Below are 14,712 nucleotides of genomic sequence, written 5' to 3' on the forward strand. Positions count from 1 at the left end.
AGCAGGAGTATTTTCATGAAAGAAATTTTAATTAGTTTTGGAGTTATCGTTTTCTTCGGGTTGCTGCTGATCGTTACTTCGGTATTCAATAGCGGTGGCAAACAAGAGGCGATCGCATCCGAACTCAACAAACCCCAATCCGCCGACGAGCGAGCGATCGCCCAGAACAGTAACTTAGAAAAGGGAACTATCGCCATGAATTTAGAAAATGCCGTTACTACTCCTTCTGGACTTAAGTATATCGATCTCCAAGAAGGAGATGGGGCAACGCCAACCAAAGGACAGACTGTAACTGTCCACTATACCGGAACCCTAGAGAACGGCAAGAAGTTTGACAGTTCTCGCGATCGCGATCGACCCTTTTCCTTCAAAATTGGTGTCGGACAGGTCATTCAAGGATGGGATGAAGGGGTAGGCAGCATGAAAGTTGGCGGTCGTCGCACCCTAATTATTCCCTCAGAATTGGGATACGGTTCTCGCGGTGCTGGCGGTGTCATCCCCCCAAACGCGACCTTAATTTTTGAGGTGGAATTGTTAGGCGTTCGCTAATCTTTTATCAATGTTAAAGGGAGAATTCTCCTTGAAATTCTCCCCTCTACTCTCAAGCTAGGGACAAGTTTTATTGGTAAAGTCGCACTTGTAGAGATGAGTTTCTTGCCAGCTCAAGGGAATTTCTAGCAAATCTCGCGTCCCCGTCATGCCTTGCCCGATAAACAGGAGTAAGGCAAAGCAATTTAAAATAATATGGGCGTAGCGCCAGCGATTTGAACGATCTTGGTAAATTTCTTGCACGATCGCCAGGGAAAAAATCATCAGTAGGGTGACGGTGATGCCGTAATAGAAATGGGAATACTGCCACTCGTAATCCCGCCGGAAAATCCAGCCAAAACCCTCTCGACGTAGGATAATATCCTGAAAGCCGATGACTAAAACGCCGAGGCTACTAAGAAATGCAAAGATAGCTCGCCAGAGTCTGGTCTGCGCTCTGTATAAAAAGACGAGAGAAGCGATCGTTGCCGCAAACATCAGAATTAGGAAAACCATTTCTCCTGGTTGCTTAGTAAAAGCTTGATTTTCAATCGCTTTGTCAAATGTCGGGTAAGCCAGTCCCAACAAACATACCCCAACAACAGCACTCGTCAACCATTTTCCTAGTTTTACATGTTCTTTACCGACAACGGAAGGAATTTTGCTTTTTCCCTCCCCGACAGACTGTAGCCGTCGCTGACGAGTCTGCCAAGCAAAATTGACAACCATCCCGATAATGGGAAAGACAAACGCTATCGCGATCGCGGGATGGATTAAAGCAGCATAATCGGTGAGGTTCATAGCGCTACTAGAACTCAGTAAAAGTAGGTTTACTTAAATAATGCACGTAATGCACGTCGATCGCGATATAGATATAGATTTCTTGACTAACTCCCCTCAAATATCGATAGCTGCTCGTCTCTCGAACGACTCGCCTCCATCATTCCCAAATGTTGATAAGCAGCTTCTGTAGCAATGCGACCTCTAGGCGTTCGGTTGATATAGCCAATTTGTAGCAAATAGGGTTCGTAAACTTCTTCGATGGTTTTGGCGTCTTCTCCCGTAGCGGCAGCGACTGCCTCCAATCCTACCGGACCGCCACGAAACTGTTCGATAATTGTCCCTAAAACCAGCCGATCCGTCCAATCGAGGCCTCGCGAGTCTACATTTAAAACATCGAGTGCTTCTGAGACTAATTCTCGCTCGATCGCATTCATTCCTTTCACTTGAGCGTAGTCTCGCACTCGTCTGAGCAAGCGGTTGGCAATGCGGGGCGTTCCCCTGGCACGGCGGGCAATTTCTTGCGCGCCGTCTTCGGCAATAGAAACCTTGAGAATCTGAGCCGTTCTTAATACAATTGCAGTTAGCTCGTCGAGTTCGTAGAAGCGCAACCGTTGGATCAAGCCAAAGCGATCGCGCAAAGGAGAAGTGAGCGCTCCCACCTTGGTCGTCGCGCCGACGAGCGTAAACGGAGGCAGGGGAATGCTGCGAATTTTGGCGCTATGACCTTTACCAATCGTAATATCCAAGCGGTAATCTTCCATCGCCGGATAAAGTAATTCTTCTGTCACGCGGTTTAGGCGATGGATTTCATCGATAAACAGGATGTCTCCGGGTTTGAGATTAATTAACAGTCCGCTAATATCCCTCGGACGTTCTAGTGCGGGTGCAGCTGTAATTTTACAGTTGACTCCCATTTCTGCGGCTAAGATTAGGGACATGGTAGTTTTTCCCAGTCCGGGAGGTCCGTACAGCAGCAGGTGATCGAGTGCTTCTCCTCGGCTTTTAGCTGCTTGAATGGCGATCGCTAACACTTCTTTTAAATCTTTTTGTCCGATATAGTCATCGAGGCGACGCGGACGCACGTTCTCTTCGCTGCCCTCGGTTTCATCGCGGGTAGCAGTGGCGAGTAGGAGTTGTTTGTCGTCGGAAGACTGGGAACGGGATTGGCGAGCGCCTTTCGCCGGACGCTTAGCTGGCGGGCGATCGCTCTGTTGGTGGTTGGAGGAACGTTTGATTGCCATTAGCGCTATTTGCAATTGCTTTTATCTAGTGTATCGGTACATCAGATCTATTTTTTAATAAAGAGTCTTTGAATTGCCAACAAAACCAAAAGGCTTTCTTGATATAATCAGCTTTTGACCGAGAGAAATTCGATCGATTGTCCCCAAATTTATTCGTGGAAAAAAAACAAATTTTTTCCTGATTTTGAGCAAGCAGATTCATCTGTGGGGAAAATCCAAAATCGAAGTGACCGAGCTGAAGGAGCCGACAAAACCATGGCAGACTGGCAAGAAATTGACGGCGGCGTAACAGCACCCAAAGGCTTTAAGGCAGCAGGGATTACGGCAGGCTTAAAACCTTCTGGCGCGCCGGATTTAGCCTTAATTTTTTCAGAGACAGAAGCGATCGCGGCTGGAGTATTTACTATGTCTCAAGTTCGGGCGGCTTGCGTCGATTATTGCCGAACTCGCCTTCAAGCCAAAGCTAGCGCCCGCGCCATTCTCTGCAATGCGGGTCAGGCAAATGCAGCTACAGGCGATCGCGGTTGGGAAGATGCCCTAGAAAGCGCTCGTCTTTTAGGAGAAACCCTCAATATCTCTCCCGACTCAATTCTGTTGGCTTCTACAGGCGTTATCGGACAGCGGATTCCCATGGAGGCAATGCGCAACGGAATTCCCCAATTGGTTGCCTCTCTCTCAGAAGATGGCAGCGATGCGGCTGCCAAAGCCATTATTACAACCGATTTAGTCACCAAATCCATTGCCCTAGAAACCACGATGGACGGTCGTCCCGTCCGCATGGGCGGGATCGCTAAAGGATCGGGCATGATTCACCCCAATATGGCGACCTTGTTGGCGTTTGTTACTTGCGATGCGGCAGTTTCTACCTCCCTGTGGCAGCAGATGCTTAAGCGGACAGCCGATCGCAGTTTTAATCAGATTACGGTAGATGGGGATACCAGCACCAACGATACTTTGATTGCCCTAGCAAACGGTCAGTCCCGCACGGCAGCCATTACCGAAATGGGAGCCAGTGCCGAGAAACTGGAAGCGATGCTGACGGCGGTATGCCAGTATTTAGCCAAAGCGATCGCTCGCGACGGCGAAGGAGCGACTTGTTTAATTGAAGTGCAGGTATCGGGCGCGCCAGACGACGAAGCTGCCCGACAGATTGCTCGCACGATCGCCGGATCGTCGTTAGTTAAATCTGCTATTTTTGGGCGCGACCCAAACTGGGGTAGGATTGCAGCGGCGGCAGGACGTGCCGGAGTTTCTTTCCATCAGGAGGATTTACAAATTAAGTTAGGAAGTTTTGTGTTGATGGAAAACGGTCAACCGTTGGAGTTCGATCGCGCTGCGGCGAGTGATTATCTCAAAGGGGCAGCAGCAGGAGCGTATTTGCAAGAAGATACGGTGTTAATTTCGGTTTGTATTGGCAACGGTTCGGGGACGGGTACGGCTTGGGGCTGCGATCTGAGTTATGACTACGTAAGGATTAATGCCGAGTACACGACTTGAACGAGAATCGCTAGCAAACCGTCATACGAAGCTTTGATTCTTCTGCCGCCTAACAGTGCCGCCTCGCTGCAAGAAGCTGAGTCTATCTTGCTTGATTTCTATAAAAATGACGAACGGCTCGTTAAAATTCAACGACATGAGAAGAAACTAGATCTGACGATCGATGGCTGGATTTGTCATATCTATCTCAATAGACAACCTTACGTTCTCGAAGAATCGCGGGAGATATGGCAGAAACATTTGCTAGCGATCGCACAGATAAAGCTGAAATAGCAGCTTGCGATCGCCGATTGGAAATTATCTGTCAGCCAGACCCCGATCTAGATTACTTCAACAACTATTTGTTCGTTTTAGAGGAATTAGGTAGCTTCGTTGGTGCTAAGACTTGGGAGGGGATAACTGGGAAGTTTCTCTAAACATATCCGTTCAATTCAATATAAATACTTGACATAAACGCGATCGCATCGTTTGGTTTCCACGCCAGTAGCGCTGCGATAGCCGTATTTTTCATAAAGCGATACGGCTTGTTTGAGGATACTAGCGGTTTCGAGCCAAATTTCTTGAAATCTCTTTGCCGCGACCGCGTTTTCTAACTGTTTGAGCAAATGCTTGCCTAGTCCCATTCCTCTCGCTGTTGGTAATAAATACATTTTGCGGATTTCTACCGCCTTCTCGCCGCGAGCAATCGGGTAATAGGCAGCCGTTCCCACAATCTGTCCTTGCCGTTCGATACCCAAAATTCCCCACCAGCGCTAAGATAAGCGGTTTCGACTTCTAAAACATCTCGATCCGCACCCGTCGGTTCCCAGGGCAAGCCATACTCTTGCAACACTTGCTCGATAACGCTTGCCGCCGCCGCGCGATCGCGTTCTTGCCAGTTTCGGATTGTAAAATCTCGATAGATATTATTCATTTTACCTAGCAGATTTCAAGCGACCGTCTTCCATGTGAACGATGCGATCGGCAATATCTAAAATGCGGTTGTCGTGAGTCACTAGCAAAATCGTACAACCCTGCTCTTTTGCCAGAAATTGCATCAGATTAACCACATCGCGACCCGTTTTACTATCTAAAGCAGCGGTAGGTTCGTCTGCTAGCACTAATTTGGGGTGGCTCACTAAGGCGCGTGCGATCGCGATGCGTTGCTTTTGTCCACCTGAGAGATTGTCTGGGTAGTAGTTGACGCGATCGCCCAGACCCACCGTTCTTAACATTGCCTCGGATTTAGCCTTAGCTTGTGCGGGAGTGATATCTTCGTGGAGTTCGAGCGACATTTGTACGTTTTGCCTGGCGCTCATAAATGGCAGCAAATTATGTGCCTGAAAAATGTAGCCGATCTGGCGACGAACCATCACCAATTGGTCTTCGCTCGCCCCATTTAATTCTTTGCCAAAATGTTTTAAACTGCCTTCCTGAAGCGATCGCAACGCGCCGATCAGCGACAATAAAGTCGTTTTTCCCGAACCCGACGGTCCGGTCATAATAATAATTTCTCCTGGATAAATATCCAAATTGATATCAAATAAAACCTGTTTGACTAAAGTCCCTTTGCCATAGTAATGATTCAGATGGCGAATCTCTATCACTGGTTGCATGGCACCCTTAACCCTAGAAAATATCTGCCGGATCGGCTGCTTTTAGTTTTTGTACTGCCGAAGCGCCAGAAATAAAACACATTGCGATCGTTGCCACCAATACGATTACAGCTCTTTCAAAGGTCATAGCGATAGGAAGCAGCGTCGCTTGTTTGGTCACTTCGTACTGAATCATGGAAATTATAAAACCGGGAATATAGCCTAAAACAGCAATAAATAAAGCCTGTTGTAAAACCAGAAATAGCAAGTAGCGATGGCGATATCCAATGGCTTTTAGGGTTGCATATTCAGATAGGTGTTCGGAAACGTTAGTATAAAGGATTTGATAGACAACAACAACACCTACCATAATTCCTAACATTATGCCTAGATTAAAAACGAATCCGATCGCCGTACTGCTTTGCCAATAATGCTTCTCAAAATCGATTAATTCTTGTTTGGTAAAGACTTTTACATCTTTGGGCAAATAGTTTTGCAGGCGATCTTTAAATTTCTGTGCGTCTACTCCTGGTTTTAATTTAATCAAACCGACATCGATAGAACCTTTGCGACGAGAGGGAGAGAGCCGCAAAAAGTTAAGGTGGCTGGTAATGAGATTGCCATCCGAACCGAATGAGGTTCCCATTTTAAACAGTCCGACCACCTTGATGCGGCGATTGGTTCCTCGACCGCCAATTTCTGTAACTAGGCTGCCTGTTTTCTCAAATTCTGTCACAACCGGGCCGAATTCAGCGCGAGAATCTCGGTCGTATAAAACGACATCGGGAAGTTCTAGTTTCTTTCTATTTTCTTCAGCGCCTGGAAAACTAAAAATCGGATAGCGAATGTCAAATCCAACGATAAAAATATTGCGCCAATAATCTCTGGTTTCGGGATTTTTCCACTGACCTTGTCCGAGGTAAATGGGACTGACAAATTCGACCTCCTCAAAAGCTAGCGCTTGCGATAAACGTCGCTCTGGAAACGTTTCCATAGCAATCAAGGCATTGGAGCGAGGGCTGAGTAAAAAGCAATCGCCTTCCAACCCGTTATAAAAGCGAACGGCGCTATCAAATAAGGCTTCCTGCAACCCAAATTGCATGAAAACGATTACAACTGAGAAAACCACTCCCGCTAGGGCAACGATTAAGCGGACTTTTTGATGTCTCAGTTGTAACCAAGCTGTAGGTAATTTTTGCAGCATGAAGCTTCCGAATGTTGGCAACTCGTCACAATTGTTTCAAAGTTCAAAGTCAATGGATTTTGAACTTTGAATTTTAAACGATTTTGGTTGGGTTATTTAATGATTTCTGCTCTATCGTTGGTATTGATAATGACGTTGACTTGTAAGTTGGTTAAATTGGCAATTTTCAGGTTATCTTCTGGATTGATGCGAATTTTCACGTCAACGACTCTAGCATCGACATCCGCCACCGGATCGGTTCCCAGGACATCTTTTTGCCCGATTTGTAAGCCCACTTCGTCTACCGTTCCTCGTAAATCGCCAACAATTCCATGGCTTTTGATCGTTGCCGTTTGACCGACGCGAACTCTGGCGATATCGGTTTCGTAAACTTCTGCCGTAACGTACATTTGGTCGGTTTGTCCCAATTCTAGTATCCCGTCGTTGCTGACGATTTCTCCGGGCCAAGCGTGAATTTTGAGAATTTGACCGTTGCTGGGCGCTCTGACGTAAGCCCGATCTAAATCGGCTTGAGCGCGTTTAACGGCTGCTTGAGCTGATAGGAGTTCGGCTTGAGCGACTCGAACGTCCACGGGTCGAACCTCTGAAACGGCGCTGAGCATTGCTTGGTCTTCTTCGATCTGTCTTTGCAAGGTGGCTACTGTCTTATTAAGGGTAGCTTTTGCCTCATTGATTTGCTCCTGTAGCGTCGAGACGATTCGCCTTAAGTCGGCTTCGGCGGCTTTTAGGCTGCTACGAGTGGTTTCTGCTTGCAAGCAAACGCGATTGCGTTCCTGTTCGGCGATTCCCCCTTCGGCAAACAACTTCTGATAGCGATCGCAATTGCCATCGGCATCGCGCAACTCAGCTCTAATTTTGGCAATATTCGCTTCCTGGGCAGCTCTATTCCCGCTCAACTGTCCTTCCAGGCTAGAGATAGTCGCTTTTTGAGCGGCAATTTGTCCTTGTAATTCGGCTTGCGTGCGTAGAAATCTAGCGTCTTGCGCCTGGATGTCTCCGCTTTTAGCGCCAGCTTTGACCTTAGCGAGATTGGCTTGAGAGATTCTCACATTGGTTTTGGCTTGTTCTAGGGCGGCTTGCAAGCGATCGCGGCTGTCTAAGATAGCGATAATTTGTCCGGCTTTTACTTTGTCTCCTCGATTGACCAGCAGTTGCGCGACTCGCGCTCCCTCTTGCATCGTTGGCGCAGACAGTTTGATTACCTCTCCTTTGGGTTCGATATAGCCCAACGCCGCGACGGCATTAGTCGCGATCGTTTTTTGTCCTAAAGAAGCGGTTGGGGCGGTAGTGGGATTTGGCTGGCGCGTTGCCCGCAAACCATAGAGAAGGGCGATGCTCAAAGTCAACAAGCCGGCAATCGCTAGCGCCAGTTTTTGTGGCGATCGCTGCTTGGCTGAGTCGATTGATTCTTCTGATTCTATTTCGGTTTCTGGCGCTTGGGGCGGTGCCAGAACGGGTTCGACGAGCGCTACTTGTTGGGTATAGGGATCGGCTTCTAGCGCGCCTTGTCGCCGTCGTAGGACGCGCCAGTATTGATTATAGGTTGCTTCTTGCTTGCGGAGGTTACGGCGTTGACCGATCAGCGTTGCCTCCAGCAAGTCTTTTCTTTCCTGCTCGTTAGCTAGCTCTACTTCTAGACTAAAACGCTCGTACTCCCCAGCTGCCTGTAGTTTTTCTTCTAAATCTGCGATCGCTTGGTTTTGCGCGGCTAGTTCTACCTCTTGATCGCTGACGAAGCGCACCGATTTTTCTAAATTCGTTCTCAGATTGTCAACAATGTCTTGCAGTTCGTCTAGGGGCATATGCTCTAGCGCTTCTACCAGACCGGCTTTTTGGATGCGTTGCATGTCTTCGGTTTTGACCGAGAGACGATTCATGATTTGTCTGAGACGCTGGATTGCTTCCTGCTGGCTGTTGGGAAGCTTTTGTTGTAGCTGTTGGTTGGTTGTCTGCTTCATCATATGCAAAAATTGCTTAACGATTGAGGGTTAATTCGGACAAGAGTGGATTTGCTCGGAGCCAACTCAAGCGGTTGTTTTGGTTTTTGCACCGCAGCGGCGATTGCTACTGCGGATTGAAGGATAGATTTTGAAAGCTATCTTGTATAAGTTTGTGAAATTTTATCTAACTCGCGCTAGATGTAAGATTAACTGATATTTGACCAGATTATTCTACTTTTGCTGTAATACTTTATCTCAAATTCCTCCAATTCTCCAAATCGATGCCTGGGTTGCCCGGTAGGCAAGGAATTTGCTCTCCAGTGCTTTTAAACGTCTATCTTAGTGCTGTAGCGACCGGGAGCGAGAATTTGCTTGGGATCGAGGGCATGTTTGAGCCTGCCCAACAGCGCCCGATAGCTATCTTCTCCTTGCAGGGTTTCCATCGATTGAATTCCCGCGCGATAGGGATAGTAACCCGCCCCAGTTAATTCTTCGAGCAATTTGTCATAACATGTCATCGCTTTTTCATCCTCGCCAGGGATTTCGCGATCGTAGGAGATGCTAATAATGCAGCCAAGACAGCGTTCGGTTAGCAGCGTTATGGACATGCTCGGCTCAAACTGATATTTGGTCAAGGTTTCGCTGACGATTTTGTTAATGTTAACTGCATGTTCTCCCTCCAAGGGAGCGACGGGAGCGCACCAAATCAAGCCGCAACCGTCGCGATCGGGGTTCATTGATTCGGGTGGGGCAAATTTCTTACGCCAATAGGTGCTGACCAGCTGGGTATTGGTGGGCATTCCTTTCATCAACCCATAGACTGGCTCCAGAAGCTTGAGCAACTCCGGCAAATTTAATCCAGTCGCCATCCGGTATGGTTTGGCAAGGGTTTGTCCCAGTTTCAGGGTAAAGTCGTCTATAAATCTGAGCTTGCTGACCTTGCCTCTGAGGGCTTGTTTGATTAACTGTCGGGCAGCAGCAACTTGTTTTCTACTGCCATAAATGCCCCCAGAACCGTTCCAAGCGCCAAAGTCCCAGGTTTTGGCAAAATGCGCCATGACTTGGGGAGACAGCGGCGTTGTTCCTCCGGTTTCTTGCCAAGGATATTGCCGGATCGAAGAAAGAACTTTATAGCTGTTACCGATGTGAACGGCACTGCGAATCGTTCCATTGAGGCGCAGGGGACGCAGTGCGTCGATTAGTTCGGGGAGTTGTTCTTCTTGCTTGATACTGAAAAAAAAGGCTTGAAAATACTCCGGAGCTGGCATTAGCCATAGGGTCATCTGGGTGACGATGCCAAAATTGGATTGAGAGAACAAGCCGTCGAGATAAGGACCAAGACCCCAGCGATAGACTGAGGCGGTTTTAGCATTCGGAAACCTGCCAAAGCCTGTATGAACGACCTCTCCAGTCGGCAGAACGACTTCCATGCCGCAGACATTGGCGAAGCGATCGCCATAGGGAGTATGACCGAAGCCTCGCTCCATAATATTGCCAATCAGACTGCTATCGGGGCTGGAACCCGTCGCATCCATCCATAGGCGCGAGGATTGCTGCTGCAAAAACTCGTAAAGCTGGCGCTGAGTTACTCCAGGCTCGATGGTGACATAAGCCAGTTCCTCGTCAAAATCGACGATGCGGTTTAAGCGCGACAGATCGAGCAGCGCGCAGCCATCTTCGACGGGGACGCGAGAGCCGTATCCCCAATTTTTTCCGCTGCCAATGGGATAGACGGGCAGATCGTATTGGTTGGCTATCTTGAGACATTGGCGTACCTCTTCGCGGCTGCCGGGCTGGAGAATGACGGGAATCTGCTGCCGAGTTAGAAAGGTTGCCGTTTGAGCGTCGCGCAGCAGAGGGCGATCGCTCAGAACGCGATCGGCTCCCAAAAGCTGACTCCAGGCTTCTATGGCTCTATCTTGGTCCATTGGTATCTGCAAGCAAAAAATGTATTTTTCATATTGTTATATATTTTGGATTTTGGGACGGTTTCAGAGGACGGGGATTTTGGAGAGCGATTTAAGCATGGGAGAGACAATTAAATCGGAGCGCACGACCTCCATTAACTCGCGAATCTGGGCGGGCAAACTATTTTCAACTTCTTGTCGCATAACCTGGTACGGTCCCCGCTTACCCCGAAAGTCAACAAAATCGCCGATCTGAGTAAAGACAAATCCAAAGTAGCGAAGATGGCGGGCAAGTTTAGGTTCCATCAAAACGAAAACCCGTTCTACGCCTGCTTCCATGCCAATGCAAGTCGCAGCTAGATAAAGACTGAGGGCAATCACGGGAAAACCTCGTTTTTCTTCTCCTTCTTGAGAGCGATCGTTAAAGAATAGCAACCCTCCTGATGTTTGTGATTCTCCAGAGCGCCTGCGGAATCGACCGAGTACGGCTAGGCGCGAAACTTCTCCATAGGAATAGGGAGGTAGTTGACTGAGATCGAGATCGAGGGAACAGACTTTATTAAGAGGAAGAGAGCGTTCCGGTTGATAGGGATCGGGAAAGACAAAACGGATGCAGCCAGCGTAAACGCCGCTAGCGCGGTGTTTGAGGAGACAGTGCAAGGAGCGATCGTCGTAAATATCCATCTCTAGCCGATCGGGAAATTTATCGGTTGCTTCATAGTTGAGTTCTTGGCAATAGACCTCATAGCGAATTCGATAAACTTCTTCTTTTAGATCGTTAGTATCAGCGAGCGATATCTGAAATTGCTCGCGAAACTGCTCGCTTATGCTCTTTGGCTGCATAATCTTGGCTCGCTCGCGCTTTGGCTATAACTAAGGGAGGTTCACGATTGCAGTTTAATAGTTTTACTCATGGGTGTCCTCCGTATTTTTTCCGAAATATTGCTTATCCTTCGTTAAGGATTTGCAAATTTAGATTAGTAATACTTCCGAGCTTTATGCAAGCTATAAATAGCTTTTTATCGACTCACTACCAAAGGCAATAATGAAAAATTAGATTTGTAATACTGTTTTAAGCGCTTTCATAATTCGCACAAATCCAACCGATGCTCGCCTATCGGTCAAATTTAGTGATAGAAGGGACTTCCGAATTCCGACTTCTTTTTGACGAACTTGCGGTGGTTGCATCAACCGCCGGGGAATAAATTAAGCGTCTCATATACCAAGTCCATTGAAATGGACTCAGATCCTTATCCAGCCGTCTTTAGACGATTTTAAATATGAGGCAGCGATAGAACATCGCTGACTGACCTGACGGACTGTTGAGAATGGTTCAAGATCTTAGTTTTGACGAACTTGCGGTGGTTGGGTGCGGGACAATTTATACTGAAAAAAATTGAATGGGCTTTACCACAATCAACTTCAGAAGCTACAAAGGCTGACAGCATCTCATGAATGAGAACGTACTTGTTCTGAACCGATCGGATGTAGAACTTTCGAGGGTTCGCGATCCCGACGACGGCAGGTTAGTCATGATTCTGAGCTATCAGGGACGAACCTTTCGCCTGATGAATCAATTTAGTGCCGCTCAAAAAGACAAAGCCAAGGCGCTTGCAGAGAGCTTGGTTGAGACGCGAGGACAGTTTGTCGTCTTGTTAAACCAAGAACCGACGTACAGCGTGTGGCTCGAAGTTCAAAGCGATCGCTCAGCCGCGACTAAGGCACCAGCTAGGGTGGCTTCTGAAGACTCTTATACTCAGGCATGCCTGCTAATCGTACAGGCGATCGCCGACGATATCGAGGATCTCATGGGAGCCGGCCAAAAAAGGACTTTCCAGGAAGAGATGACTAAAATCTTCAAGCAATGTCTTCTTCCTGGCGCAGAGTCGCCAGGAGCCATTAATCCGCTACTAACAGTAGATCCTCTGATAGCAACGGGACTGCCAATTTGGAGACAAAAAGAATTGGAGATTTTATTTCCCAGGGTCGGTCGTCTGAGCAAAAAGTATTTTGGCAACACTACTTTTGTAGAGCGTGCGGTTGAAACCTTAAAGGAATTGCCGATTTATACCAATCCTCGATTTATGTATTGTTGCATGCAGTTTGTATTGATGTGTAAGGGGTAGATCTAAAGCGATAGGCTTGGCGAGGCATACAAAATATGAAACCATCTTCTTCCCCTTTAAGATTTTCTCCAAGCACGGAAACTGTCATTGCTGCTGGCATTTTTTGGTCGCTGCTGACACTCTATTGCGCTGTAGCATTTGGTATGCCTTTGCCGGGACAAGAGGTGCCAAGATGGTACGCACTCCTCGGTTACATTTTTGACGGCGTGGCTTACTTGGGGGCGGCGCTTTTGTGTCTGCGAAATTGGCTTTGTCCCAGGCTTCTCAGCGATCGCCGCATCTGGTTATATTTTAGTTTGAGGAGTTGGCTTTATCTGCTTGCCAACTTCTTCTTCGGTTACTGGGAATTGGGGTTAGAACGGTTTCCCGATGTCTCTGTGGCAGATCCCTTTTATATCCTTTCTTACATAGCGCTTCTGTGGGGGATGGTACTGGCAGTTCGTTCGAAACAGGTAAGTTTAAAACCTTGGCAATATGCCGCGATCGCGGGGCTTGTCGCCCTCGGTATTTGGTTAGGCTGGCTGAGTTCGTTTCCTCCTCAAGAATCTCAGACGACGTTAGCCTCTAGTGTACCAATTTTGGAGCCAGCCATTGTCGCTCAAAGCGCTGCCGAAAAGGAAGCACCGAAATGGGTTTTAGCGGTAGAAAAGTTACTCGCTCCCCTGGCTGGAGTTTTAAGCTTGCTCTACGTTGTCAGCGATGTTTTTTTGTTAGTTCTGGCTGGTACTCTAGTGTTAACTTTTTGGGGAGGTCGATTTTCTCGAACTTGGGCTGTAATCGCTACATCCGCTTTGTTACTCTATGCTGCCGACATCCGCTATGCCTACGTTATCTCGCGTGGGAATTTTGAAACTGGAGGGCTTCTAGATACCCTGTGGGTGTTTAGCGGCATCCTGCTTGGTATTGGAGCTGCGTTGGAATACGATATATCCACCCGTCCTCGTCAACGACGGCGCTAAAAGCAGATGAAAAGACCCTTCTTCCAGTTTTCCCCAAGTTTTAGCTCGGTCGTTTTAATCGGAACCTTATGGGCATTGCTGACAGTTTACTTGGCGCTAGCGTTTGGCATGCCCATGCCGGGAGACAAGGTGCCAAGGTGGTATTCGATCGTTTCTTACATTCTCGAAGAAGGAGCTTTTCTGGGAGCTGGCTGGCTGTGTTTGAGAAACTGGCGCTTACCTCAGATTATTAGCGATCGCAATGTTTGGTTATTTCTTGGCTTGGGAACTTTGCTTTACTTAATGGCTACCCTTATCTTTATGTATTGGGAGATAGGGCTAGAACGCGCTCCCAACGTGTCTTTGGCAGATCCATTTTATATGGTTTCCTATCTATTGCTACTCTGGGGAATGTTTCTAGCACTCAAGTCTAGAGGTCTCCATCTAAGAGCTTGGCAGTGGGTAGTGCTGGCAGCGGTAGCAGCGAGCGCCATTGGATTTGGCTGGCAGATTGCTACTCCCTACGATGACGATTCCGCTACTCTAGAACAGATTTTTATTGCTTCAACTGCTACTCTCAATAACAGCGATTGGAGCATCCTGGCTTCCGTTACTGGCAAAGAAGTTCCCGATTGGGTTCTGGGAATAGAAAAGACATTAGAGCCATCCATCGTGATTTTAAGCTGGCTTTACATCGTTTATGATGTCCTATTGTTAATTATGGCTGCCACGCTTTTGTTGAACTTTTGGGGAGGCCGATTTTCTCGAACTTGGACTTTAATTGCCTCAGCCGCCCTCTTGCTCTACATTGCCGACATGCACTTTGCCTACGTTGCCACGCGCACCGATTATGAAACTAACAGTATTATCGATACGTTCTGGACGTTGAGCGCTATTTTTTTTGGCGTTGGCGCAGCCTGGGAATACGAAATCTCAACGCGATCGCGCCGCCGTCGATCTTAGGTTTTTCGATT

14 protein-coding genes and 1 pseudogene are annotated in these 14,712 nt (G+C 47.7%); 7 read left to right on the forward strand and 8 right to left on the reverse strand.

Features of this window, described 5'->3' with window-relative positions:
* Positions 1 to 15: 15 nt before the first annotated feature.
* Positions 16 to 549, forward strand: a complete 534-nt coding sequence (locus PLE7327_RS05095) for an FKBP-type peptidyl-prolyl cis-trans isomerase (RefSeq protein ID WP_015142795.1) — start codon at positions 16 to 18, stop codon at positions 547 to 549.
* Between the two features lie 57 nt (positions 550 to 606).
* Here PLE7327_RS05095 and PLE7327_RS05100 read toward each other — a convergent pair whose 3' ends face one another.
* Together PLE7327_RS05100 and ruvB are read right to left on the reverse strand one after the other, a co-directional pair.
* Positions 607 to 1,329, reverse strand: a complete 723-nt coding sequence (locus PLE7327_RS05100) for a DUF4079 family protein (protein WP_015142796.1) — start codon at positions 1,327 to 1,329, stop codon at positions 607 to 609.
* A gap of 86 nt (positions 1,330 to 1,415) precedes the next feature.
* Positions 1,416 to 2,552, reverse strand: a complete 1,137-nt coding sequence (gene ruvB, locus PLE7327_RS05105; RefSeq protein WP_015142797.1) for a Holliday junction branch migration DNA helicase RuvB — start codon at positions 2,550 to 2,552, stop codon at positions 1,416 to 1,418.
* Between the two features lie 255 nt (positions 2,553 to 2,807).
* Between ruvB and argJ the strand changes: the two genes are divergently transcribed.
* The 3 genes from argJ to PLE7327_RS05115 are packed head-to-tail and all read left to right on the forward strand — an operon-like array spanning position 2,808 to position 4,465.
* Positions 2,808 to 4,049 carry a bifunctional ornithine acetyltransferase/N-acetylglutamate synthase gene (gene argJ, locus PLE7327_RS05110; RefSeq protein WP_015142798.1) on the forward strand — a complete coding sequence of 414 codons (1,242 nt, stop codon included), beginning with the start codon at positions 2,808 to 2,810 and terminating at the stop codon, positions 4,047 to 4,049.
* A gap of 33 nt (positions 4,050 to 4,082) precedes the next feature.
* Positions 4,083 to 4,322: a hypothetical protein gene (locus PLE7327_RS24245; protein ID WP_144266085.1), complete on the forward strand. Its 240-nt coding sequence runs from the start codon at positions 4,083 to 4,085 to the stop codon at positions 4,320 to 4,322.
* On the forward strand, positions 4,277 to 4,465 hold the full coding sequence (locus PLE7327_RS05115; RefSeq protein ID WP_015142799.1) for a hypothetical protein: 189 nt from the start codon (positions 4,277 to 4,279) through the stop codon (positions 4,463 to 4,465). Before PLE7327_RS24245 ends, PLE7327_RS05115 begins: the two co-directional genes overlap by 46 nt.
* A 15-nt stretch (positions 4,466 to 4,480) precedes the next feature.
* Here the strand turns inward: PLE7327_RS05115 and PLE7327_RS26375 are convergent.
* The 6 genes and pseudogenes from PLE7327_RS26375 to PLE7327_RS05145 form a co-directional block, all read right to left on the reverse strand.
* Positions 4,481 to 4,962: pseudogene (locus tag PLE7327_RS26375) on the reverse strand (GNAT family N-acetyltransferase).
* A gap of 1 nt (position 4,963) precedes the next feature.
* Positions 4,964 to 5,644, reverse strand: coding sequence for a DevA family ABC transporter ATP-binding protein (locus PLE7327_RS05125; RefSeq protein WP_015142800.1), 681 nt, complete (start codon positions 5,642 to 5,644; stop codon positions 4,964 to 4,966).
* A gap of 13 nt (positions 5,645 to 5,657) precedes the next feature.
* The gene (gene devC / locus PLE7327_RS05130) at positions 5,658 to 6,827 is read right to left on the reverse strand and encodes an ABC transporter permease DevC (RefSeq protein ID WP_015142801.1); all 1,170 of its coding nucleotides are present in this window, start codon (positions 6,825 to 6,827) and stop codon (positions 5,658 to 5,660) included.
* Positions 6,828 to 6,919: 92 nt separating this feature from the next.
* Entirely contained in the window at positions 6,920 to 8,788 is a 1,869-nt protein-coding gene (locus tag PLE7327_RS05135; protein ID WP_015142802.1) for an HlyD family efflux transporter periplasmic adaptor subunit, read from the reverse strand.
* Between the two features lie 305 nt (positions 8,789 to 9,093).
* A complete protein-coding gene (locus PLE7327_RS05140; protein ID WP_015142803.1) occupies positions 9,094 to 10,695 on the reverse strand; it encodes an FAD-binding oxidoreductase in 1,602 nt (533 codons plus the stop codon).
* Positions 10,696 to 10,758: 63 nt separating this feature from the next.
* Positions 10,759 to 11,517, reverse strand: a complete 759-nt coding sequence (locus PLE7327_RS05145) for a PEP-CTERM/exosortase system-associated acyltransferase (protein ID WP_015142804.1) — start codon at positions 11,515 to 11,517, stop codon at positions 10,759 to 10,761.
* 608 nt (positions 11,518 to 12,125) lie between these two features.
* Between PLE7327_RS05145 and PLE7327_RS05150 the strand changes: the two genes are divergently transcribed.
* Genes PLE7327_RS05150 through PLE7327_RS05160 form a run of 3 tightly spaced genes read left to right on the forward strand, consistent with a single transcriptional unit; the run spans position 12,126 to position 14,701 of the window.
* Positions 12,126 to 12,800, forward strand: coding sequence for a hypothetical protein (locus tag PLE7327_RS05150; RefSeq protein WP_015142805.1), 675 nt, complete (start codon positions 12,126 to 12,128; stop codon positions 12,798 to 12,800).
* Between the two features lie 35 nt (positions 12,801 to 12,835).
* Positions 12,836 to 13,759 (forward strand): hypothetical protein, encoded by a 924-nt coding sequence (locus PLE7327_RS05155; protein WP_015142806.1) that lies wholly within the window; start codon positions 12,836 to 12,838, stop codon positions 13,757 to 13,759.
* A gap of 6 nt (positions 13,760 to 13,765) precedes the next feature.
* Positions 13,766 to 14,701, forward strand: coding sequence for a hypothetical protein (locus PLE7327_RS05160; RefSeq protein WP_015142807.1), 936 nt, complete (start codon positions 13,766 to 13,768; stop codon positions 14,699 to 14,701).
* Positions 14,702 to 14,712 lie beyond the last annotated feature (11 nt).

It is taken from the genome of Pleurocapsa sp. PCC 7327, from assembly GCF_000317025.1.
Lineage (GTDB): Bacteria > Cyanobacteriota > Cyanobacteriia > Cyanobacteriales > Microcystaceae > Hydrococcus.

Coding starts and splice junctions, on each gene's coding strand:
- PLE7327_RS05140 (WP_015142803.1), bottom strand. CDS start 10,695: ATGGACCAAGATAGAGCCATAGAAGCCTGGAGTCAGCTTTTGGGAGCC.
- PLE7327_RS05135 (WP_015142802.1), bottom strand. CDS start 8,788: ATGATGAAGCAGACAACCAACCAACAGCTACAACAAAAGCTTCCCAAC.
- PLE7327_RS05125 (WP_015142800.1), bottom strand. CDS start 5,644: ATGCAACCAGTGATAGAGATTCGCCATCTGAATCATTACTATGGCAAA.
- devC (WP_015142801.1), bottom strand. CDS start 6,827: ATGCTGCAAAAATTACCTACAGCTTGGTTACAACTGAGACATCAAAAA.
- PLE7327_RS05115 (WP_015142799.1), top strand. CDS start 4,277: ATGGCAGAAACATTTGCTAGCGATCGCACAGATAAAGCTGAAATAGCA.
- PLE7327_RS05150 (WP_015142805.1), top strand. CDS start 12,126: ATGAATGAGAACGTACTTGTTCTGAACCGATCGGATGTAGAACTTTCG.
- PLE7327_RS05155 (WP_015142806.1), top strand. CDS start 12,836: ATGAAACCATCTTCTTCCCCTTTAAGATTTTCTCCAAGCACGGAAACT.
- PLE7327_RS05145 (WP_015142804.1), bottom strand. CDS start 11,517: ATGCAGCCAAAGAGCATAAGCGAGCAGTTTCGCGAGCAATTTCAGATA.
- PLE7327_RS05095 (WP_015142795.1), top strand. CDS start 16: ATGAAAGAAATTTTAATTAGTTTTGGAGTTATCGTTTTCTTCGGGTTG.
- argJ (WP_015142798.1), top strand. CDS start 2,808: ATGGCAGACTGGCAAGAAATTGACGGCGGCGTAACAGCACCCAAAGGC.
- ruvB (WP_015142797.1), bottom strand. CDS start 2,552: ATGGCAATCAAACGTTCCTCCAACCACCAACAGAGCGATCGCCCGCCA.
- PLE7327_RS05160 (WP_015142807.1), top strand. CDS start 13,766: ATGAAAAGACCCTTCTTCCAGTTTTCCCCAAGTTTTAGCTCGGTCGTT.
- PLE7327_RS05100 (WP_015142796.1), bottom strand. CDS start 1,329: ATGAACCTCACCGATTATGCTGCTTTAATCCATCCCGCGATCGCGATA.